23 protein-coding genes are annotated in these 19,714 nt (G+C 36.8%); 7 read left to right on the forward strand and 16 right to left on the reverse strand.

Going from position 1 to position 19,714, the window contains the following annotated elements; genetic code table 11:
* The first annotated feature begins 218 nt into the window (after window positions 1-218).
* Together treR and treC are read left to right on the forward strand one after the other, a co-directional pair.
* The gene (gene treR, locus IV84_RS01645) at window positions 219-935 is read left to right on the forward strand and encodes a trehalose operon repressor (protein ID WP_046871030.1); all 717 of its coding nucleotides are present in this window, start codon (window positions 219-221) and stop codon (window positions 933-935) included.
* A 12-nt stretch (window positions 936-947) separates the two neighbouring features.
* Window positions 948-2,600, forward strand: a complete 1,653-nt coding sequence (treC, locus tag IV84_RS01650) for an alpha,alpha-phosphotrehalase (RefSeq protein WP_056986021.1) — start codon at window positions 948-950, stop codon at window positions 2,598-2,600.
* 585 nt (window positions 2,601-3,185) lie between these two features.
* On the opposite strand, the gene IV84_RS01655 is transcribed toward treC, so the two are convergent.
* The 3 genes from IV84_RS01655 to IV84_RS01665 form a co-directional block, all read right to left on the reverse strand.
* Entirely contained in the window at window positions 3,186-3,827 is a 642-nt protein-coding gene (locus tag IV84_RS01655) for a hypothetical protein (protein WP_046871028.1), read from the reverse strand.
* A 176-nt stretch (window positions 3,828-4,003) separates the two neighbouring features.
* Window positions 4,004-4,600: a hypothetical protein gene (locus tag IV84_RS01660; protein ID WP_046871027.1), complete on the reverse strand. Its 597-nt coding sequence runs from the start codon at window positions 4,598-4,600 to the stop codon at window positions 4,004-4,006.
* 259 nt (window positions 4,601-4,859) lie between these two features.
* Window positions 4,860-5,762, reverse strand: a complete 903-nt coding sequence (locus IV84_RS01665) for a DMT family transporter (RefSeq protein ID WP_226996045.1) — start codon at window positions 5,760-5,762, stop codon at window positions 4,860-4,862.
* 181 nt (window positions 5,763-5,943) lie between these two features.
* On the opposite strand from IV84_RS01665, the gene IV84_RS01670 reads away from it, so the two are divergent.
* Both IV84_RS01670 and IV84_RS01675 read left to right on the forward strand, forming a co-directional pair.
* Window positions 5,944-6,195, forward strand: a complete 252-nt coding sequence (locus IV84_RS01670; protein ID WP_046871026.1) for an AbrB/MazE/SpoVT family DNA-binding domain-containing protein — start codon at window positions 5,944-5,946, stop codon at window positions 6,193-6,195.
* Window positions 6,195-6,509: a hypothetical protein gene (locus IV84_RS01675; protein WP_046871025.1), complete on the forward strand. Its 315-nt coding sequence runs from the start codon at window positions 6,195-6,197 to the stop codon at window positions 6,507-6,509. Before IV84_RS01670 ends, IV84_RS01675 begins: the two co-directional genes overlap by 1 nt.
* Window positions 6,510-6,749: 240 nt before the next feature.
* On the opposite strand, the gene IV84_RS01680 is transcribed toward IV84_RS01675, so the two are convergent.
* From IV84_RS01680 to IV84_RS01725, 11 genes are all read right to left on the reverse strand, one after another.
* Window positions 6,750-7,901 carry a baeRF6 domain-containing protein gene (locus IV84_RS01680; RefSeq protein WP_056986022.1) on the reverse strand — a complete coding sequence of 384 codons (1,152 nt, stop codon included), beginning with the start codon at window positions 7,899-7,901 and terminating at the stop codon, window positions 6,750-6,752.
* Between the two features lie 148 nt (window positions 7,902-8,049).
* Window positions 8,050-10,563 carry an excinuclease ABC subunit UvrA gene (locus IV84_RS01685; protein WP_046871023.1) on the reverse strand — a complete coding sequence of 838 codons (2,514 nt, stop codon included), beginning with the start codon at window positions 10,561-10,563 and terminating at the stop codon, window positions 8,050-8,052.
* A gap of 125 nt (window positions 10,564-10,688) precedes the next feature.
* Window positions 10,689-10,838 (reverse strand): hypothetical protein, encoded by a 150-nt coding sequence (locus IV84_RS10855; RefSeq protein ID WP_155386958.1) that lies wholly within the window; start codon window positions 10,836-10,838, stop codon window positions 10,689-10,691.
* 57 nt (window positions 10,839-10,895) lie between these two features.
* Window positions 10,896-11,300 (reverse strand): type II toxin-antitoxin system death-on-curing family toxin, encoded by a 405-nt coding sequence (locus IV84_RS01690; RefSeq protein WP_046871042.1) that lies wholly within the window; start codon window positions 11,298-11,300, stop codon window positions 10,896-10,898.
* Between the two features lie 15 nt (window positions 11,301-11,315).
* The gene (locus IV84_RS01695; protein WP_046871022.1) at window positions 11,316-11,531 is read right to left on the reverse strand and encodes a hypothetical protein; all 216 of its coding nucleotides are present in this window, start codon (window positions 11,529-11,531) and stop codon (window positions 11,316-11,318) included.
* A 365-nt stretch (window positions 11,532-11,896) separates the two neighbouring features.
* The gene (locus IV84_RS10860; RefSeq protein ID WP_155386956.1) at window positions 11,897-12,046 is read right to left on the reverse strand and encodes a hypothetical protein; all 150 of its coding nucleotides are present in this window, start codon (window positions 12,044-12,046) and stop codon (window positions 11,897-11,899) included.
* A 129-nt stretch (window positions 12,047-12,175) separates the two neighbouring features.
* On the reverse strand, window positions 12,176-13,477 hold the full coding sequence (locus IV84_RS01700; RefSeq protein ID WP_046871021.1) for a D-serine ammonia-lyase: 1,302 nt from the start codon (window positions 13,475-13,477) through the stop codon (window positions 12,176-12,178).
* A gap of 754 nt (window positions 13,478-14,231) precedes the next feature.
* The gene (locus tag IV84_RS01710) at window positions 14,232-14,843 is read right to left on the reverse strand and encodes an ATP-binding cassette domain-containing protein (RefSeq protein ID WP_046871019.1); all 612 of its coding nucleotides are present in this window, start codon (window positions 14,841-14,843) and stop codon (window positions 14,232-14,234) included.
* Window positions 14,840-15,364 carry a hypothetical protein gene (locus tag IV84_RS01715; RefSeq protein ID WP_046871018.1) on the reverse strand — a complete coding sequence of 175 codons (525 nt, stop codon included), beginning with the start codon at window positions 15,362-15,364 and terminating at the stop codon, window positions 14,840-14,842. The genes IV84_RS01710 and IV84_RS01715 overlap by 4 nt, the downstream gene beginning before the upstream one ends.
* The gene (locus IV84_RS01720; protein ID WP_046871017.1) at window positions 15,345-16,151 is read right to left on the reverse strand and encodes a hypothetical protein; all 807 of its coding nucleotides are present in this window, start codon (window positions 16,149-16,151) and stop codon (window positions 15,345-15,347) included. Before IV84_RS01720 ends, IV84_RS01715 begins: the two co-directional genes overlap by 20 nt.
* A gap of 91 nt (window positions 16,152-16,242) precedes the next feature.
* Window positions 16,243-16,557 carry a hypothetical protein gene (locus IV84_RS01725; protein ID WP_046871016.1) on the reverse strand — a complete coding sequence of 105 codons (315 nt, stop codon included), beginning with the start codon at window positions 16,555-16,557 and terminating at the stop codon, window positions 16,243-16,245.
* 100 nt (window positions 16,558-16,657) lie between these two features.
* Between IV84_RS01725 and IV84_RS01730 the strand changes: the two genes are divergently transcribed.
* From IV84_RS01730 to IV84_RS01740, 3 genes are all read left to right on the forward strand, one after another.
* The gene (locus IV84_RS01730; RefSeq protein WP_017866964.1) at window positions 16,658-16,915 is read left to right on the forward strand and encodes a transposase; all 258 of its coding nucleotides are present in this window, start codon (window positions 16,658-16,660) and stop codon (window positions 16,913-16,915) included.
* Window positions 16,900-17,784, forward strand: coding sequence for an IS3 family transposase (locus tag IV84_RS01735; RefSeq protein WP_105782191.1), 885 nt, complete (start codon window positions 16,900-16,902; stop codon window positions 17,782-17,784). The genes IV84_RS01730 and IV84_RS01735 overlap by 16 nt, the downstream gene beginning before the upstream one ends.
* Before the next feature lie 279 nt (window positions 17,785-18,063).
* On the forward strand, window positions 18,064-18,267 hold a 204-nt coding region (locus IV84_RS01740), incomplete at its 3' end, for a recombinase family protein (RefSeq protein ID WP_162261344.1).
* A gap of 305 nt (window positions 18,268-18,572) precedes the next feature.
* Here the strand turns inward: IV84_RS01740 and IV84_RS01745 are convergent.
* Window positions 18,573-19,088 (reverse strand): hypothetical protein, encoded by a 516-nt coding sequence (locus tag IV84_RS01745; protein ID WP_046871015.1) that lies wholly within the window; start codon window positions 19,086-19,088, stop codon window positions 18,573-18,575.
* The gene (locus IV84_RS01750; RefSeq protein WP_226997951.1) at window positions 19,066-19,713 is read right to left on the reverse strand and encodes an ATP-binding cassette domain-containing protein; all 648 of its coding nucleotides are present in this window, start codon (window positions 19,711-19,713) and stop codon (window positions 19,066-19,068) included. Before IV84_RS01750 ends, IV84_RS01745 begins: the two co-directional genes overlap by 23 nt.
* Window position 19,714: the final 1 nt, after the last annotated feature.

The following is a 19,714-nucleotide window of genomic DNA, read 5'->3' on the forward strand; positions in this document are numbered from 1 at the left end:
CTCCCAACTGAGTAGAAAATTTGACTTACTTAAAGCGTTTTCTTAATAGCGGTTACATCATACATCCTGTATATACATGTTGTCAAATTTAAAGCTTATTCAACTTTCAGATTTCAAAAGCCCATTTAGACGCATTTATCAAATATATTGATTCCTTTTTACTTGTATAGACTAATCAAATAGTGATATGATGGAAGCGCTTTAGGAGGCGAATAGTAATGCGCAATAAATTTAATGCCATTTATCAAGATTTAGCCGATAAAATTAATCATCACAACTATCCAGTTGATAGTTACTTACCTAGTGAAACGCAATTATCTGAATTATATGGAACCTCTCGAGAAACCATCCGAAAAGCACTATCAGAATTACTTACAAACGGCTTCATTCAAAAAATTCGCGGAAAAGGTTCAATTGTTTTAAACTTACAACGCTTTAATTTTCCGGTTTCTGGCATTACTTCTTTTAAAGAGCTCAACAACTCGTTGCACATGAACTCTACTACTGAAGTTTTGTGCCTTGAAGACCAGCACGTGCCACTTGAAAAATTCGATTATCAATCATCTTCACCACTTTTGGCAACTTATGTCGAACGTCTTCGTAAAACTAACAATGAACCAATTGTTTTAGATCACGATTATATTTTAAAAAGTGTTGTTCCTGAAATTTCGCATAAGGTAGCTGCAGATTCTCTATATGATTATTTTGAGAATCAACTTGGTTTAACCATCAGTTACGCCACCAAAAAAATCACTGTAGAATCTCCCACAAAAGAAGAGGCACAGTTGCTTGAATTAAACGAGCATCAGGATGTGGTAATCGTTCGTAGTCAAACTTATTTAGAAGATACGACGCTTTTTCAATTTACTGAATCTGTTCATCGACCTGATAAATTTAGCTTTGTGGATTTTGCCCGTCGTCAAAAAATTAACTAGGGAGGCTTTTTAATGTCGTTTCAAAATAAAATAATTTATCAAATTTATCCCAAGTCTTTTTATGATAGTGATGGGGATGGGATTGGTGATCTCCAGGGAATCATTAAAAAAATTCCTTATCTCGTAAAACTTAATATTGATATGATCTGGTTTAACCCATTCTTCGTCTCACCACAAAATGACAATGGCTATGATATTGCTGATTATTGCAAAGTTGATCCCCGCTTTGGCACAATGGCTGATTTTGATGAGTTGGCTCGAAAATTAAAAGAAAACCACATCGGTATTATGTTAGATATGGTGTTAAACCACACTTCTACATCTCACGAATGGTTTCAAAAAGCTTTAGCCGGAAATAAAAAATATCAAGCTTTCTATTACATCCGCGATCCAAAACCAAATGGTGATCTTCCTACCAATTGGGAATCTAAATTTGGTGGCCCGGCTTGGGCTAAATTTGGCAATACTGGTAAGTACTATTTACATCTCTATGATCCTTCCCAAGCTGATCTTGATTGGCACAATCCGGAAGTTCGGCAAGCCCTCTACAAAGTCATTAATTTCTGGCGTGCGAAAGGTGTACATGGTTTTCGCTTTGATGTCATTAATGTCACGGGTAAAGAAGAAAAATTAATTGATGCACCAACAAACGTTGCTAGTAAAACTCTTTACACAGATACCCCAATTGTTCAGGATTATCTCAAAGAAATGAATCAAGCAAGTTTTGGACAAGATCCAGATGCCATCACTGTCGGTGAAATGTCGTCAACGTCAATTGCTAACAGTGTTCAATACACCTTGCCTGGCAATCATGAACTCAGTATGGTTTTCACTTTTCATCACTTAAAGGTAGATTATGTAAATGGTGAAAAATGGAGTAAAATGCCTTTTGATTTTATGAAACTTAAAGGGATTCTGAACGAATGGCAATCGGGAATGGCTAAGGGTGGCGGTTGGAACGCGTTGTTTTGGAATAATCACGATCAACCACGTGCCATTAATCGCTTTGGTGATCCGATTCATTACCGGGCAAAATCGGCCGAAATGTTGGCCACAACAATGCATCTGTTGCGAGGAACGCCATATATTTACATGGGTGAAGAAATCGGGATGAGTGACCCCGATTACACTTCAATGTCAGATTATGTCGATATTGAATGTAAAAATGCTTATCAAGAACTTTTAAATGCTGGTAAATCTCCAAGTGAAGCTTTTGAGATTATTAAAACCAAATCTCGAGATAATAGTCGTACTCCGATGCAGTGGAATAATTCCAAATATGCTGGGTTCTCGACACATAAACCATGGTTAATGCCAACTAATCAAGCGAAAGTAAACGTCCAAGATGAACTTGATCACGGAGAAATCTTCACTTACTACCAAAAGCTAATTAAATTGCGCAAAACCATGCCAATTATTTCTGAAGGCAATTTTAAACCCTTGCTTGAAAATGATCATCAAGTTTTTGCCTATTTACGAACTTATAGAAATCAAACTTTATTGGTTTTAAATAATTTCTATGGAAAAGCGACAACTGTTCAGCTGCCTAGTGAAATGACAAAACTGCATGGAAAAGTTTTAATTTCAAATTATGATGAATCAATTGAACTGCAGGACCAGCTGGAACTTAAGCCTTACCAGTCCGTGGCATTCTTATTAAATTAAATGTTACAACTAAAGGTTGAAAGTACAAAATTACAGCCAATTGCTTGATACAAAAACGTTCATGGTAACAAAACTAGATTAAAATGCCGTCTTCCAGCAATTTGGGCTGGAACGTAGTGGGCACGACTTAGAGCCGAAATACACGTCTCTAAGCTCGACCTTTATCTAAACGATGAATCGTTAAGATAAATGGCACTACTGAGCCCATTGCTTCCAGACTGATGCAAGTTTTAAAACTGATTATATTTAACACGAAGATTATTATGACAACGTTCATACGAACTATCTAAACACAACAACTTTTCCAGTTCGGAGGCGTTTTGGCCTCATGGGTGAAATTTATCTTAGCGATTCTTGCTTAGATAAAGGTCGAGTTTGAAGACAAGTGAACTGTTTGGCTTCAAATCGGCCCACCCCGTTCCAGGCCAAGTGAGCCAGAGAACGGTAGTTAACCTGATTTTGGTGAACTAAACTGCTTAGTATCAGTAACTGAAGTCATTTTTGTACTTTCAACCTTTAGGCTACAAAAAATACGTTTCCACACAGCCATTAAACCGCTGTAAATGGAAACGTATTTTTTAGTTTTTACCATTTATACACATAATCCGCATACGAGAAATAAAAAATTCCAATTCGCCTAATTTTCAGATTAATGTCGCCAACGCCATTTAAATAAATCTTAGGATGCCGCGGCGTGATCCTCGTCACATTATTAGTCTTTAACTGATTGGTATTCTTTTTGGTTACTGTAATTTCCGTTTTTGTTGCCGTAACGGGATCTGAATAACCACTACTTGCAAACTGAGCACTCAATTTTGGTGATAATAAACACAGGAAAAAGGCGATTCCTAATATAACAGCAATTTGATTTACATATTTTACCGGTTGATCATGATTACATATAATCACCGTGAGATAAACATCACAGATCAAAACCAAAATTCCACCGAACATTCCCACTGAAAGTAAATAAATCGGTGGTCTAGCAGTAATCGTTGCTAAAACCAACCAAATTAAAGCCACAAGATTGAGCGGACGCCATTTAAACAACGTCATCAATAATAGGACTGTGATTCCCACGATTGGCGCAAAATGTAAGGCGATGCTTTTGCCAACTAACATAGTAGAATCAACAGTTGGGTACGAAATTGAACGCAGTACCCACAGTATATTTAATCCCATCCAAACGCAAAAATATATTAACATTTTTAAATAGCGATGCTGCATCAATAATTCCTTCTAACTCAATCCTAATGACATATATGGATCCGAAATCGTTTCCACTCATCTAAAACATAGCACTTCACCGCATAAAAGCAAACCATAGCTTCTAAATCGTGAGCACAAAAAAACTGATCATTTCTTATATTATTTCTGAAATGATCAGTTGTTTAAAACTAAAGTTAAACTTCTTCTGGATAATTCAAATCGGCCACTTTAGCCACTTTGGTTATAAACGTTTTATCAAGCAATGTTCCCCAGGTGCTAGGATCACCTGCTCCGAAAACGTGAGCATCGGTGGTGATTGAAGCCAATTCAAATGGATCTTCAATCTCAATATTTTGTTTTTCACCCCATGCTTTTAATTGCTCATAAACTGCAAAATCACCATTTAGAAGATAGTAATTACCAGATGAAGTTCCCAGTGTCATCGTTAATTCATAATAAAAACCAGGTGACCACATATAGGTAGTCATTCTTCTTATAACACCAAATTGAATATATTGAACATCCGTTGCTTTCGTAGTCTCGACCACTTTTTTATCCTTATCAATCACTCGAATTTCTGTATCATTAAATTCAATTGTTTCAGGTGTTGCCAGTCCAAAAATTTCTCTACCAATTTTATGACTTTCTTTGTCTGAATTCTTCTGACTTCGCGGAAAAATTTGATCATTGATCGAAACACGCATTGGCGTAAAACATTTCTTAATGTAATCTACTTTTTCTTTTTCATAAATACCAGCTTTAGCAAAAGCTGTTGATGGAATTTTATGCATCCTTTTCACCAATCCTTCATTTAAAATTTGAGAGCCCCCACAATCACAACATGTAACTCATGTTTAACCGTAGCCCTGCCATTCTATGAATTTAAAATTAATAACCAGTCTAAATTGCATTTGTTTTCCCCCCAATAAGCAGAACATATAAACCGCTTTCATTCAATTGCATTCTAGCACTTTTTAGGGGGGTGCAGCCAGTGCAAAACAAATTAGTCTAAAAAAATATCATGCCAAGTAGCATGATATCAGTTCTAAGTTATGATGAGTGACGATTAGCAATTGCCAGAATAAATACGGTGCTTAAAATCAAAATAGTTCCGATTGTTTCCATCACACCAAATTTTAGATTGAGAAACACCACAGACACAATGGTTGCGGATAAGGGTTCAAAGGCATCCAACAGGCCTGTAGCGGTCGCCGAAATGTAAGCCAAGCTTGCCAAATAAATAAAATACGCAATTACCGAACCAAAAATGACAATAAACAGATAACCAGCCCAACCCTTTGCATCAAAGTGGGGAACATCACGCCAAGCAGGTTGAATGAACATAAATAACACACCACCAACTAGCATGGACCATGAAGAAACAGTTAATGAACCATATTGATTTAATATTTTTTCTGGGAGTAAGACATAGGCGGCAGCTGCCACTCCAGTAACCACGCCCCAGAATAAAGCAGCTGGTGAAATTGTTAGAGATGTTGGGTTTCCACCTGTAATCAGTAGGTAGGTTCCCACTAACGCAGCGACAATCGCCCAAACGTCTCCTCGCCGTGGCACTCGTTTATAACGAATAATTGTAAAGACCACAATAAATACTGGGGATAGGAACTGTAAGATCGTGGCTGTAGCGGCATTACCTACCGCAACCGCTTTGTAGTAAACAGCTTGCATGGCCGTCATCCCAAAAATTGTAAAAATAAGTAATTGAATAATTGCTTTTTTATCATGCCAAATGGCAAACAATTTTGGCCGTTGCTTTTTCTGCAACATGCCAAACACAAGTAATAGTATCCCGCCAAATAACATTTTTGAACCGATCAACCAAGTTAATTTCATATGGTAGTTTGCAAATAGGATCTGAGCAATCGGACCAGAAATTCCCCAACAGATAGCTCCAATTGACGCGTATAAAATTCCTCGTGTTGACTTGCTCATAATTTGCATCCCCATTATCATTTCCCGTAATTTAAGTCACATCTCTAATTATCGAACTATTAGGGAACGAACGCAATGGAGATTTTAATGAATTAATAACACTCACAGATATTAGACATTTCAAAGGCATTAAGTTATAATTATGTTATAACAAACACAAAATTCATATTGAGGTAAACTAATGAAAAAAATAAAGGTTCGGAAAGTTGGCAATTCGCTAGGCGTTATTCTTCCCAAAAGCAGTGGTGTTGTTGAAGGAATGGAATTAGATTATCAGAAACAAAGTTCAAAAATTGAATTAACAATCAATGAAACAGAAAGAGAATATGATCGTAGAGAAATTGAAAAAGGATTCGATGATTTCGAAAAACAAAATATATTAACAGAAGACGAATTCGCCAAAAAATTCCAAAAATATGGTTGGCATAAATAATGACAGAATACCAAATACTATTTTCAAACTCATTCTCTCAAAGTTTAAATAGCGTTATTCAAGATTGGCAAAACATGGGATTATCTGAAACACAAATAAAAAAATTTATTCGGCTCATTAATAAAACTGTCATTTCTTTAAAATTTTATCCGAATCGTTTTTCAGACATCACATCACTTTACGGTTTTTCAAAGCTAACTCGAAGAATTTTAATTGGAAAAAAATACGCTATTTTTTATCGAGTAAATAAAAATCAACAAATTGTTCAAATTGGTAGCTTAGTTCAACAAAAACAGGTGAAGGTAAATTTCTAAAATATTTTTATTTATTGAAACTTGAGGACAGCTCGACAAAACAAGAGTAAAAAAATAGACACGCCTCCCGCGGGATTGCGATCCCGCATACGGCCGCTGATCTTTGCTTCCTTTTTCCGCTGAGTTTGAGGACAGCTTCGAAAAGCAAAAGGCAATAAATAAGTACACCTAACGCGGAATTGCGATCCCGCACCGGTGCACTTATTTATTGCCTTTTACCGCTTTTCTTCACTCACTTATCTAGTATCTCAATATTCCCGCCGCTACCTTATCGGTTGGCATATCTTCTGTATCAAGCAAGACTACTCTTCCACCATTCTTCATCGTTCTATCCACAATATCATTCACCAAATTATTGTTTTTAGCCGCCGTTGTATCAGTGTCCAATTTGCCTTCTTCATCAATCATTCCGATCACCGTTGTATCATTTCTTACAAACAATGTGTCGATCTGACCAGCCACCGCACAGCGCACCAATTCACGCATATCACTCGTTGCCTTATTCTTGTCCTTCGCAGTTTCATACCGTTGCGTTTGCACATTCATGATTCCTTCGAACCATTTACGAGCAACTGGGCGCATCTTATTTTCTAATTGATCAATGCTCAAACCACTAGGCGATTCTTCCACACATAAATGATGCGACAAGTTTTTATTTTTCGTGACTTGACGGAAACGAGCCTGATTTTCAGGTAATCCAAATACAATCGTCATCAAACCTTCTGGATGAGCATAGTTTTTAGTAACATACTGATCCACCATTTGGTAGTAATTGATTTGATCATTTGTAACTTCCTGGCTCTTCTCGTTATGGCCATGATAAGCTACTGCCACATCACCACCATGATTCGAAGCTCCACGGAATGACACTTCACCGCCGACTAATTCATTATCCCCGAGCGCCTCTTTTAACGTGCGAGGCGCATCCTCACCTAAGTGAATTTTTTCAAGATCATAACCATCCCCACGATAAAGTTCAAAGGAAGTTTGGTTAAGCCCAATTAATAAGTATTCAAATTTTAGCTGTAATTCTTGGATAATTGGTAAAACATTAGGCTGAGCGGAAACTGAAACTTGGTTCACACAGTTTCCAGAAAGCTGGAATGTTTCCACCTTATCCATATCTCCAATTAAAACGACTGCTTCACTTGCATCGTTTAACCAGAAACTATTGTCGTCGCCGTAAATACTCCAGCGGCTTAAATAGGCCTCGCGATCAACTTCAGGAAACAATTTGGTTAATTTACCTTTTGCTTCTTTTAGTAAGTTTTTGAAAGTGATTTTTGTATGCTGAATCTCTTTTAAGTCAGCAGGATTATTCACAATCATTGTGATAAACGGGCCGTGTTCTGAGCTCAATACATCATTTAAATCATTCTTGTTAATTCGCATAGGTTATTCCTCCAGTAAGAATATTGATATGAAAGCCTTTTCTATATCTGACTTAAGCATAGCATCTTTCCACAAAAATATCCAGTATAGTTATAGCCTTCATAAGAATAAAATTATTTATAACCCATATGAAAGTCTAACTTACATCTTACTGAAACAACTCAAAATGGGCTTTCAAGTACTTACCAGTCTCACTTTTGGCCGTGTTAGCCACTTCTTGAGGTGTGCCAGCCGCAATAATTTTTCCGCCAAATTGACCACCTTTTGGCCCAAGATCAACAACATAATCTGCATTGGCAATGACATCCAAGTCATGTTCAATAATAATAATCGTCGCCCCTTGATCAATCAACCGATCGAACACATGAATCAACGTTTGAATATCAAGCGGATGTAACCCAACTGACGGTTCATCAAACACAAACAACGTCCCATTTTGTTTACGACCCATTTGTGAAACTAACTTCAACCGCTGGGCTTCACCACCAGACAAAATTGGGGTACTCTCGCCTAATACAAGATATCCCAACCCCATTTCGGATAGTTTTTCCAGAATTGATTTAATGGCTGGTACATCTTCAAAAATTGGTAAGGCATGATCCACATCAAGCGCTAAAATATCTGCAATTGTATAGCCATGCCATTTTACAGCGAGCGTTTCATCATTATATCGTTTACCGTGACAAACAGGACACGTCTCCACCATATCTGGTAAATACTGAATATCCAGCGAAATTGTTCCCGTTCCTTTACAGTTTGGACAAGCACCGGAAGTCACATTGTAAGAAAAATGACTGGCAGTCCACTGTCGCTGTTTCGCTTCATCTGTATTCGCAAACAAAACTCGTAAAGTATCTAGAATTCCAGAATAAGTCGCAACCGTTGATCTGACGTTTTTACCGACCGGCACTGAATCCACCATGACCACGCGATGAATATGCGCACGATCTAACTGACTAATATGGGCGGGCAAAGGTTCCTTTTTGATAGCTGCCTTAATTCCCGGTATTAAACTGTCTAAGATCAACGTTGTCTTTCCGGCACCTGAATATCCGGATACCACACTAAGGCGTCCTTTAGGAAAATGAGCAACCACATTATGCAGATTAAATCGCTCAGAGACCCCGATGGTAAGATCGCCTTTATCAAACAACTTTGCTTTAGGAACCTGTTTTCTGACCAGCAGTTTGGCCGTTCCATTTAAAAATGGTGCAATGAGTGATTGTGGGCTCTTCTTAATAGTTGACACAGTTCCGTGATCAACCACCGTTCCACCATTTTTACCGGCTCCTGGACCAATTTCAATCACGTAGTCGGCTGCGGAAATAATTCGTGTATCATGATCCACAACCACTAACGAATTTCCTTGAGACACCAACTGATGCAAAATTTTAATTAATCCGCTAACGTTAGCCGGATGAAGTCCAACTGAAGGCTCATCAAGGACATAAAGAACTCCCGTTGTCTGGCTCCGCAAAGTGCGACCCAACTGAATACGTTGGAGCTCACCAGTTGATAACGTATCGCCTTCACGGTCCAAGGTTAAATAATCCAAGCCTAGATCTAAAATAGGTTGAACACTATCTTGTAATTCACCAACTAAATTAGTCCCAAGTTCACGCATCGTTTCTGGTAACCACGGTACAATTTTCGGCATAAACTGAGTTAATTCGGTGATGGTCATTTTTGAAACTTCAGAAATATTTTTATCAACTAACTTTGTCTGCAAAAGTTTGGGCGCAAACCTGGTCCCATGACAAGTGGAACAGATATCAAATGAATAAAACCGATTCAAGCGGGTAATTGCCCGTTCATTAGTTGTCGTCGCTAAACTATCTTCAACAGCGGCATAGGCATTTTCAAATTGCGCATTATCCATATGAAAAATTTTGCCCGTTTTAGAAGGAATATTAATCGCATATTTTTTATTTTCACCGTGCCAAACTTGTTGTTGGTCTTTGGCACTCATCTGATTAAAGGGTGTATCAATCGGGATTCCAATTTGTTCGGCCACATAAATCATAAAGTTACGGCCTGGTAATCGCCATGAGGCCACAGCACCTTCGCGGATCGTTTTCGTTTCATCAGGAATTAGCCGACTTTTAACAAGTTGACGGACTTTACCAATCCCATTGCAGGTTGGACAAGCTCCTTCCGAATTAAACGCAAAACTCTCCGCACCAGGCGCCATAAACTTCACCCCACAAGAGGGACAAACGACATAACCCATATTTTCTGCAACTTCTAATGTCGGTGGAACCCGATGCCCATTTGGACATACATGGGAACCTAATCGGGAAAACATTAAGCGCAGAACGTTTAAACTCTCGGTCATGGTTCCCACAGTTGAACGGACGCCAGGTACCGTTGGCCGCTGACGTAATGCTAACGCTGAAGGCAAATACTTCACCTCATCAACATTTGCTTTACCGGCTTGGCTAATTCGGCGCCGCGTGTAGGTCGATAGTGAATTTAAATAACGGCGAGCCCCTTCAGCATAGAGAACACCCATTGCCAGTGAGGACTTTCCTGATCCGGATTTCCCCGTAATCGCCACAAATGCGTTGAGAGGAATTGTCACGTTCAAATTTTTTAAATTATTAACATGCGCCCCAATCACTTCAATGTTATCGGGAATTGTTTCTTTATGTTGAATTGCCATGTAAACCGCCTTACCTTTCTGTTATGCTCCCTTTTCAGTATAACGCGTGTGGATATTTAGCAAAAATAAAAACACGTCCTGAAGTTCAGATTTAACTTCAGAATGTGCCTATCAATCATCTTATTTCAAGCTAAATAAATTACCGCAATTAAGGCCACTACCGCCGCAATAGCAGATGTTCCCGCCAACAATTTATTGGTGTTTCGTTTCTTAAAAGCGTAATGGCCACAAATAACCATAACAATAAATGCAGCAAGTAAAACCCAAAAGCCCATCTAAATTATCCCCCAAGTTAAACTGCAAATAACAAAAATACATTTCCAATTGCCTTTTTAATCTTTATGATAATGATTGATTTTAAGCCAATGTGCTATTTCCTGCATGGTTTTCTCATCATCTGAAGAATTGGTAACTGCTAGAACTAAGGATCCAGAATTATTAATTACACTATCATCCTTAACGACATAGTTATTATCATTTAAAAACCTAAGTGCCGCAAAAAGTGCAGTTCGTTTATTACCATCAACAAAAACATGTTTTTTTGTGATTTTTTGCAAAATAAAAGCCGCTTTGAGCCAAATAGTTGGATAAAGTTCATGTCCAAAAACAATTTGACCAGGTTGGTTAGCTATAACATCTAAAGCCTCATAAGATTGAACTCCAAAATTAGTTCCACCAGTCATTTGGACAGCATATTTATTAATCTCGATTAAATCACTTTTTGACAGATATTTAATTTTTGTCATTATTGTCTATTTATCCTTTAAATATTCTGCAACTGGTTTAAAACGATCCATAAAATCATGAATATCATTTTTTCGATTATCTGAAAGTCCATCTACTCTTTTAAAAATAATATCGCCATGATCATTCATGCTGGGTTCAAAAGTCACATTTTTAGGAATTCTGAAACTGCTAGGGATTGTTAGTACAGTTGCATTAGAAACTTTACGTGATTTGACGGTCATATTTATCCCTCCTTATTTTATTCATTTAATAAGTATACTATATCACATACACTGTACATATGTACAAACAAGTGATTGTTTTTTGTCCCACATCAAAAATCGTTGACATTTTTAACAAATTAAATTAAATATACAAGCGATTAAAACCAATTATCCGCGTCTGCTTTTGAAATCCTACTACGTTTTATTTTTAAGTCTAGGAACCACTATAGTTTATCATTCTGAATTAACTAAAACTCATAAGTACAGTAAAAATTAATGACACAAACAAGATACTAAGAAAAATTGCTCCAGTTGATATCACTATTGTTGCTTATAAAAATATTTTTCAATAGTTATATTTCTTCAAATAAGTTAGTTCTCTACTACGTTAAATAAAGAACAATCGCCAGTGCTAGGATCATCATTACTGTAAGAACAACTGCAAATGTTCGATTCTTATTTCTTTGTTTCGCAGCAAGAATACCACATGCAAGCGCAATAATAAATAAAGCTAAGATTGCCCAGAATCCCATTTTGTTTTCTCCGTTCCGTAAATTCTAAAAATAAATCTTTAAGTTTTCCTAATTCTACAAGCAAACTAGTAATTAAGTCAAAATTAGCGTATGAAAAAAGGATCAGCAAAATCTGATCCTTAGATTTAATTATTTAGCTAACTCATCATGGCCAACTTCAAGATAATGATTCATATCTTCGTCTGGCACCATGCTACCGCCAGTTGCCCAAACAATATGATTAGCATTCTTCAATGGAAAATCAGCTGCTAATTCGCCTAACGATTGATCCATAATTGAGAATCCAGCAGCTGCTGAAGGTTCCAAGCCAATCTTTTCCGTGTCATATAATCGCGCAACATCTTTCATCATATCTTCGTCTTTGAAAGTTGCCGTTCCTAACAACAAAGTCCGCATGTTTTTACCAGCAATTCGTGAAGCACGACCAACTGCTAACCCATCCGCTTTGGTAGTCCCATCAATTCCAATATCATAAACAGAAATTTTATCGTTTAAGCCAGTTACCATTCCCAGCGTCACAGAAGGAATGTGAGTAGGCTCTGCAAAAATTGCATGAACGTGTTTGCCTAAGACCTTCTTCAACCCAAAGGTAACTCCACTTGGACTGCCACCAACTCCAGCTGGTAAGTAAACAAATAAAGGATGATCCTTATCGACTTTGATATCCTGTGACTTCAATTGGGCTTGTAAACGTAAAGCAGCTACTGAATAACCCAAGAATAAATCGTATGAACCTTCATCATCAATAAAGTAAGTCATTGGGTCTTCAGCTGCCATTTTACGAGCTTCTGTAATCGCATGCGTGAAGTTATCATTATACTCCACGACATTTACACCAAAGGCGCGCAATTTGTCTTTCTTCCACTTTGAAGCATCAGCTGACATGTGAACGGAAGTCCGGAAACCTAATTTTTGTGCCACAATTCCGATTGAAAGGCCCAAGTTACCAGTTGAACCAACTGCAATCCCATATTTAGAAAACAAATTATGATACTTCTTGCTGGCTAATACCGCATAGTTATCGGCATAAATTAAACCACCTTCACGAATTGCGATTTTCTCAGCAAACTTCAAAACTTCATAAATGCCACCACGAGATTTGATAGAGCCGGAAATTGGTAAATAGTTATCGGCCTTTAAATATAAACCACCTTCAATTTTATTAGAGAAGGTTTTATTTAAGCGAGCTTTCATATCCGGTAAATCAATCAATGGTGATTCTAAAATTCCCTGGTTTGCCAGAGTCTCTGGAAAAGCGACCTCAAAGTATGGTGCAAAACGGTGAAAACGTGCTTCAGCATCAAAGATATCTTCAATTCCAACTGAGAGCTTAGCATCTTTTCCATAATCTGGATTCCGCCAGAAAAAAGGCCTCAAATCCTGCATTGTTTTTACTTCTGGGTACTTTTTAATCAAAGCATCGACATTCATTTTTAGATCTCCTTTTCGTTTTAACAAGGTTATTTTGCAATTGCAAAATCTTATACTCAATACGGATGCCCATTCTCATGTTCCTTGCTTTTCTCCATTAATCAGTATAACAACAATAGATTAATTTTTTAAGAGGCCTAATGAAATTAATGCCCATTTAAGCGCTCACATGGCCTTCATTGACTTTATAAACAACATCAGCAACATTTTGAATGACAAACCGATCATGACTCGTTCAATTTGTTCTCAAAAATATGTACTGAATTTTTGCCCAAAGTCTATGATATTTAAACCTACAGCCTAAATACTAGTCGTGTAATAACTTGGACCAGCACCAGCAAAACAATTAACTCACTTGATAACCTCATTCTGCTAACAAGCAGACAGCTCAACAAAAAGCTCAGCAAAGTCATCAAGATTCCCCACCAAAAAACATGACCGTAGCACAAAGCATCCCAAACAATCGTGGTTAACGTTATGATTGTCCATCGTTTTGCGCTTTCAATCAAAACTCTGCTATCTTCGACTTTTCTTGATCTAAAATACGCCATATTTTGTATTGCGTTATGTACCTTAACCGGTTGAACAATGACAAACAAGTACAGCCAAATTGATAAACAAAAAAGTGCTAAAGAACTTATCGTAAGGTCATTTACGGAATATTGTAAGCAAAACAATTGCTTACTTGATTGATAATAGCTATCTATTAATTCCAACCACATTAATGTCCCTACGAAGAAAAGAAATAAAGGTTTTAAATACGTGATAAGGTCCCGTGTTCTAATTTTAGACATTCATCAATCTCCATTTTTTCATAAACTTCATGCGAAGCAATTACGATATTGCAACCCTGTTGACGTAACTGATTCATAAGTGTCACAAATTTTTGTAGGCTTTCTTGGTCCAACCCTCTAGATGGTTCATCCAACAAAACAAGATTCTGTTTTTCCATTATGGCTTGAATAATGCCAGCCTTTTGACGCATCCCTACAGAGTAGTCTTTCATTTTGGTATGGGTATGTAAATCTAATGCCAATGTTTGACAAAGCTCTTCAGCATACACTTCGTCCAAATGAGACTTGATACTTGCCAAATAACGAAGATTGTATATCAAACTAAAATTTTCTAAGAATCCAGGATTTTCAATCAAAGCTCCTAAATTAGTTTTAGAACTTAATAAAATTTTGCCACGATCTGGTTTTTCTAGCCCCGCAATTAATTTAAACAGTGTCGATTTTCCTGAACCATTAATTCCTTTCAAGTGAATAATTTGTCCTTTATCGGCTATCTGTAAACTAATGTCTTTTAAGACAGCTGTTTTCTTATAACTTTTAGTGACTTTTTCAACTGTTAATAAATTTGTCATTGTACCATTCCTGCCGCCCTTCCTAAAATGTTCATGACAACCTCGTAATGCACCATAATATTTAAACTCATTGCTAATATCAGACCAAATATTTTATTAATTCTGAATAAAAAAGCATTGATACTTATTTCAAAAAGAATGCCCTGACACCAATTAACTAAAATAAAAATTAAGGTAATCCCACCCAATTGCGCATAAATTGGAATAATTAGTAAGGCAAGAATCGTTTCTATTCCCATATACAGACCAACACGGATAACCGCAGTCATTCCCATAAATTGTTTGTAAAATCTTTTCCCCATTCTAGGAATCAATAGCGGGCTAATGTGATCAAGCTGCCAACTCTGTTTAGCTGCCAAAAGAATATAAATATTATTGAAAATAAGCGCCTGCATATTATTCAATCCTAGACCTGAAAATAAATCCTTACTGTTATAAGCGAAACCTACTGCAATAACTGCCAGACCAATGAGAAAAATCCGTGTGGATAATAAAAAACTGCTATTGATGATTTTCTTCATAGAATTTTCCTCTAATAAATAATATGGTCAATCCTAAAGTGACACTCATGTACATCAGAGCAGTTAGCCCATACTGAATATAGAGCGGTACGCTTGGAATATCACTACCGATAATCTGATTCCCCGGCATAATTAAAATGGGAAGAAAGAACAAATAGCTTACCAGACCGTTTCCTAATAACGCCGGAATTAGGAACAACAGTAATCCGACCATTAAACCTAATCCCCAAAAAATGTATGGGTTTTTAATAAATAGGCTAATTACCAACACTAAACAAACAAATATGGCCCAACCAATTGAAGCCAAAAGGACAAAACAAAATAAATTTACATAACCATTTTGAGAGAAAATATATCCTAGCGAGTTTTTTAGGGATCTACTGGAACGCAGAATTTTAATTGGTGACATCAATAAATTAATTTCGAGTAGTAACAAGCATTGCCAGATGAGAACCGCAACAAAAGTGATCCCAAAAGTTTTAACAAAGAAATTCCGTATATATCGTTGAAGTGAACCTACTCTGGTGATCAAAAACTTATTAAAACCAGTATAACGATTTTGAGAAAGATTATTGGCAAAGAGTAAGGGCAAACAAATCATAGGAAGTAACATCAATAGCACTGATTCATAGGTTCCTTGGATGTTATAAAAGAAACTAATTCCTGCTTCGACACTATTTCTCACTGCACTGGCTGGCGGTTCTCCCATAAAAATAATATATGCCCAGATACCATAGATAAAATAAAAGATACCCAATGCATATAAATTAAATTTAGTTAACTTCATTTTTATCCTTCCTAACAATTTTGTAATGACACTAAAATACATATCCAATTCGTGTATTTAAAATTAATTAGTTGGAAATTTATAGTATTTTTTAAATCCATTTAAAGAAATGGAACGTCATCATGATTAACAGTAATGCGATTTGAAAAATCAGCATAATATTAAAATTTAAAATTAAATACTGCATCATGATAATTGTAACCCCAACGATCATGATGGCATTAAAAAGCGTTGGCCGTTCCGACTTAAATAACCACAATCCAGCCGCAAAAAATACCCAATATAAACCTGCCAACATTGCCATTCGTGCCGGTTCATCATCTAAAGTAGAAACCGCACCGGTGATAAACATATAAAAACCAAGTAGAATAGAAATTATTGAAAAAGCACTTTTAGTTATTCTCATATTTCACCTCAAAAGGACGTAATTTTGTAGATATTTGAAGGTAGTATGAAATCATGGACACGATTTAGTATAATTCCATAATAGGAAGGATTGTGTTTTTATGACCAAGAAAAAGTACTCAGTAGATTTTAGAAAAATGATTGTCAAGCTGTACCAGGATGGCGCCCCGGTAGCTGATCTTACAGACGAATATGGTGTATCAAATGTAACTATTTACAAATGGATTAATCTATATAAAGAAGACAAAGGAAGTGGAATTTCCAAATCAGATGTTTTAGCGTTGCAAAAACGTTTGAAACAGCTAGAAAGTGAGAATGACATCTTAAAAAAAGCCTTAACCATATTCGCCAAAAAGTAAACCCAGATGACTGGCAGACAGCCGTTGATATTAATTTGAAGCACCATAGTATCAAAGAAACCTGTAAAGTACTCTCAGTTCCACGCTCAACTTACTATGAACATCAGCAGAATCATGTATCGCCACAAGCCAAGCGTCGTAAGACACTTAGCCAGTCGATTAAACGCATTTACTTTAATTCTAGACGTATCTACGGGGCACCTAAAATTCTAAAAGCGTTACAAAAAGAAGGTAAGACTGCCAGTATTAAGCTAGTTCAACGATTAATGCGCCAAATGGGGTTAAAATCAATCACGCGCAAGAAGTGGCATTATCAACAAACTAATGATATTGATGCGACTGATTATTCAAATATACTCGCGCAAGATTTTCGTACAACCAGTCCAAATCAAAAGTGGTGTGCAGACATAACTTATATTCACACCAAAGCCAATGGCTGGTGTTATTTATCAAGCATTCAGGATTTATATTCACGTAAAATCATTGCCCATAAAATCAGCCGTCATATGACTGCTGATCTTGTGATCAGCACTTTTCAACAAGCCTTTGAAACTAGAAAGACGACTAATAACTTAATTGTGCATACCGATCTGGGTAGCCAGTACCGCAGTGCTGGCTTTGAACAGATCTTAGCGCAACACCATATTCGCCATTCTTATAGCAAGCGTGGCTGTCCCTATGACAATTCATGTTTGGAATCATTTCACGCCAGTTTGAAAAAAGAAGAGGTTTACCAACACCATTATCAGGATTTTGAAGAAGCAAATGCTGCAATATTCAGCTACATTGAGAGCTTTTATAACAGTGCTCGGATTCACAGTAGCATTGATTATTTAACTCCAAATGAAAAGGAAAAATTAGTCGCTTAAATTATACATAAAATGTGTCCAGATTCTTGACCTAAATCCAAAGGATGTTAAATCAATAAGGTTAAACCCCATTATTAGGCATAATTCTAAAGTTTATGAGTTTTAGAAGGATGTTAAATCAATAAGGTTAAACCCCAAGTTTAACCATGAAAGTATTTCTGATGAGTTTTAGAAGGATGTTAAATGGCCACTAGGGTATACCCTAGTGGCCTTTTTTATTTCTGTGCTATACTAGGCATTAAAAGTGTTCATTAGAACTGTCCAAAAAGAGGGCTGAAAATGGCTAAAATTGGTTATGCGCGTGTGAGTTCCAAGGAGCAACATTTAGATCGACAGTTAGCGGCTTTAAAAGGCGTTGATAAACTATTTTCAGATAAGTTAAGTGGGGCTAACACCAAGCGACCTGAACTGCGAAAAATGCTGGCCTATATCCGTGAAGGCGATATTGTAATGGTCACTGAATTAGATCGCTTAGGCAGAAACNGTAGTAGATTTAAATGATCCTTTAAAATTCTCACCAATAATATAGAACCATAACTTGGTGATTGCATACCCTGTCATTATATTTATAGTGTATCTCCATATTTACTAAAATAACTAAGCAAAAAATTAACGTATAGTTTTTACAGATTAACGTAAGAATAATTTTCTACAAAGGTCCCCAAATAGACAGAAAATAAATATATGAATAAAGAACTCATCAACCGTCTGATAATCAGATTATCGATGAGTTCATTTTTTGTTAAATATCTTACAAAAAAACCTTAACCCGATCAATTGTATAAGATTCAAAGCTCAAGTTCATACTTAATATAACCATTTTTAGAAGGTACCATAAACAACAAGTATGGCCTCTCACTTCTCAAATTAAATTGTTCATTTGGAATTAGAAATTTTAATAAGACATCATGTGTTTTTGTATTGGTCATTGATTGGTACTTAATCGCCGTTCCATCCAAATTATGTACCTGAGCAACACCCAACATACTGTAAGGAATTACAAGACGCAAGTTTTCCCAAAAATTGTAATTTACGCCACGATCACCATATGATAGCGGATCAACTTGCTTAATAGTAAACCTTGCAGATACTTGATAATTGGCCGATTTTCGTTTTACATGCACTTGATGAAATGAGAAATTCACTGCCGGTTGATGAATTATCTGATCTTGATAAATTTTAACGATTTTGATCGTTTGATGGCTATTTGCATTAACCTGTTGATAGCGATTCACCGTGAACCACAAAACGACTAAACCGACAAGTACACCCATTCCAAACTTAAACCAGTTGGCTTTTTTCATTCAAGTGTCCCTCCGTCATCCGAATCCGCCTAGTCGCAACTTGTTTAATAAAGTCTTGATCATGGGAAGCAATCAAGAAAGTACTCCCAAGATCTCGATAGTTGCGCACAAGTAACACAAGATTCATTTTGCTCTTATCATCAAGAGCGTTAGTTGGCTCATCAAGAACAATTAGTGGGTTATGTCCAAGTAAGGCTTGGGCGATGCCAAGTTTCTCCTTCATCCCGAGGGAAAAGTTCTTGACCAAAGTTCTACTTGTAGGATCAAGGTTAAGGCTGCGTAATACAGTGTGTACCTCATCATCAGTAACTTGCGGTAATAACGTTGCAAGTAATCTGAGATTTCTAATAGCAGTAAATTCATTAATTAAGCTTGGGTTTTCAATAAGAATTCCTGCCTTAATTGGATAGGCATCACCTAACTTGAAACGCCGATCATCCACAATCAGGTCCCCAGAAGACGGTGTCAACCCCAACAATGCTTTCAAGAGAACCGTTTTTCCAGCACCATTTTCACCCTCTACTGCAAGAATTTCTCCTTTTTCAACTGACATATTTATGTCCTGAAGTAACATGGTGCCATTACGTAATTTGCGACTAAGCTGTCGCGCAATAATTAAATCCAAA

The sequence above is a fragment of the Pediococcus damnosus genome (assembly GCF_001437255.1).
GTDB lineage: Bacteria > Bacillota > Bacilli > Lactobacillales > Lactobacillaceae > Pediococcus > Pediococcus damnosus.

Bases quoted from the DNA above. Each gene is read 5' to 3' on its own strand.
- treR (WP_046871030.1), top strand. From the start codon at position 219: ATGCGCAATAAATTTAATGCCATTTATCAAGATTTAGCCGATAAAATT.
- treC (WP_056986021.1), top strand. From the start codon at position 948: ATGTCGTTTCAAAATAAAATAATTTATCAAATTTATCCCAAGTCTTTT.
- IV84_RS01655 (WP_046871028.1), bottom strand. From the start codon at position 3,827: ATGCAGCATCGCTATTTAAAAATGTTAATATATTTTTGCGTTTGGATG.
- IV84_RS01660 (WP_046871027.1), bottom strand. From the start codon at position 4,600: ATGCATAAAATTCCATCAACAGCTTTTGCTAAAGCTGGTATTTATGAA.
- IV84_RS01665 (WP_226996045.1), bottom strand. From the start codon at position 5,762: ATGAGCAAGTCAACACGAGGAATTTTATACGCGTCAATTGGAGCTATC.
- IV84_RS01670 (WP_046871026.1), top strand. From the start codon at position 5,944: ATGAAAAAAATAAAGGTTCGGAAAGTTGGCAATTCGCTAGGCGTTATT.
- IV84_RS01675 (WP_046871025.1), top strand. From the start codon at position 6,195: ATGACAGAATACCAAATACTATTTTCAAACTCATTCTCTCAAAGTTTA.
- IV84_RS01680 (WP_056986022.1), bottom strand. From the start codon at position 7,901: ATGCGAATTAACAAGAATGATTTAAATGATGTATTGAGCTCAGAACAC.
- IV84_RS01685 (WP_046871023.1), bottom strand. From the start codon at position 10,563: ATGGCAATTCAACATAAAGAAACAATTCCCGATAACATTGAAGTGATT.
- IV84_RS10855 (WP_155386958.1), bottom strand. From the start codon at position 10,838: ATGGGCTTTTGGGTTTTACTTGCTGCATTTATTGTTATGGTTATTTGT.
- IV84_RS01695 (WP_046871022.1), bottom strand. From the start codon at position 11,531: ATGACCGTCAAATCACGTAAAGTTTCTAATGCAACTGTACTAACAATC.
- IV84_RS10860 (WP_155386956.1), bottom strand. From the start codon at position 12,046: ATGGGATTCTGGGCAATCTTAGCTTTATTTATTATTGCGCTTGCATGT.
- IV84_RS01700 (WP_046871021.1), bottom strand. From the start codon at position 13,477: ATGAATGTCGATGCTTTGATTAAAAAGTACCCAGAAGTAAAAACAATG.
- IV84_RS01710 (WP_046871019.1), bottom strand. From the start codon at position 14,843: ATGACAAATTTATTAACAGTTGAAAAAGTCACTAAAAGTTATAAGAAA.
- IV84_RS01715 (WP_046871018.1), bottom strand. From the start codon at position 15,364: ATGAAGAAAATCATCAATAGCAGTTTTTTATTATCCACACGGATTTTT.
- IV84_RS01720 (WP_046871017.1), bottom strand. From the start codon at position 16,151: ATGAAGTTAACTAAATTTAATTTATATGCATTGGGTATCTTTTATTTT.
- IV84_RS01725 (WP_046871016.1), bottom strand. From the start codon at position 16,557: ATGAGAATAACTAAAAGTGCTTTTTCAATAATTTCTATTCTACTTGGT.
- IV84_RS01730 (WP_017866964.1), top strand. From the start codon at position 16,658: ATGACCAAGAAAAAGTACTCAGTAGATTTTAGAAAAATGATTGTCAAG.
- IV84_RS01745 (WP_046871015.1), bottom strand. From the start codon at position 19,088: ATGAAAAAAGCCAACTGGTTTAAGTTTGGAATGGGTGTACTTGTCGGT.